This is a genomic window from Thalassospira sp. HJ (assembly GCF_000948415.1).
Lineage (GTDB): Bacteria > Pseudomonadota > Alphaproteobacteria > Rhodospirillales > Thalassospiraceae > Thalassospira.
Genome location: NZ_JYII01000009.1, coordinates 1 through 1,301, shown reverse-complemented (window position 1 = coordinate 1,301; position 1,301 = coordinate 1). Strand labels below are relative to the sequence as shown.

Annotated in this window: 1 protein-coding gene; it reads right to left on the bottom strand. The window is 55.1% G+C overall.

The window, feature by feature from the left end; translation table 11 throughout:
• Window positions 1-8 precede the first annotated feature (8 nt).
• On the bottom strand, window positions 9-1,301 hold a 1,293-nt coding region (locus UF64_RS05515; protein ID WP_044827639.1), incomplete at its 5' end, for a flagellin.

The window sequence follows — 1,301 nt, the reverse complement described above, 5'->3', positions numbered from 1 at the left end:
TTTGCAGATTACTGCAGCAGACGCAGCAGGTTCTGCGGCATCTGGTTTGCCTGTGCCAGCATGGCAACGCCGGACTGAACCAGGATCTGTTTTGAGGTGAAGGCCGTCATTTCGGCTGCCACATCAAGGTCCATCAGGGTTGAGCGAGCTGATTCAGTGTTTTCCTGCGTGGAAGCAAGGTTCTGTCCAGCAAAGTCCAACCGGTTCTGGGAGGTGCCGATTGCGGCACGTGCACGCTGCAGGTCATCAATCGCACGGGTGACAACTTCAACAGCATTCTGTGCACTAGCAGCAGTATTAATCGCATTGGCGCCAAGGTCCTCAAGCGAGGTTTCCGAACCTGAAGACCCGGTACCGAGTGTGTCGGCATCAACCGAGCTCAGGTCAATCGACAAGCGGTCGTTTGCCGTGTTGCCGCCGCCAACCTGGAATTCAATGTTGGTGGCAAGCTGCTGACCGTTATCTGCAGACATGTTTACAATATTTGCCGAGGAGTCGTTACCGGTAACGCCGTTGAAGGTGGTGTCAGAACCGAAGTTCGACGCACCAGTGTTGTCTGCGGCAATTGACGACACAGATGCCGAGAAGTTGGTGTTCACCGTGAAGCTCAGACCAAGCTCATCGAAGTTCAGGGTCGCATTTTCACCAGCCCCAATTGCGGTGGTGCCGCCTGAAGCATAGTCCGTTACGTCGATCGACTGCGAACGGTTGTCGCCGTCAACAGTGGCATTCACCGTCATGATGACCTGGCCACCGGCAGCGTAATCGATATCAACTTCAAAGTTGTTATCGGTGATGTCGCTATCGGTATCGGTCGCCCAGTAGTTGTTATCGGTGATGGCAAAATTGTCGAAGCCGTTGACCGGGGTCAGGGCCGCGCCGCTTCCGCCGGTCGCGAGATCGCCAAAGTTAATCGCAACGTCGCCGCCGTCACCCAGCAGCTGAATGCCGTTGAAGTTGGTCGAGGAAGCAATACGATCAATCTCGTCACGCAGTTCAGTGAACTCGTCATTGAGGAAGCCGCGTTCGGTGTCAGACAGGTTGCCAGATGAAGCCTGAACAGCCAGCGTTTTCATGCGAACGAGGATGTCATCAATGGTTGCCATGCCGCCATCGGCGATCTGGAGCATCGAGTTGGCCTGGCCAACGTTGACAGTTGCGGTTTTGAGAGCCTGAGTGGTTGCATTCAAACGCGCGCCGATGGCCATGGAAGCGGCATCGTCACGTGCAGAAACAACACGGGTACCAGACGAAAGTTTGGACAGCGAACGGGTCGCCATCTCATCAGAAGCAGACAAGTT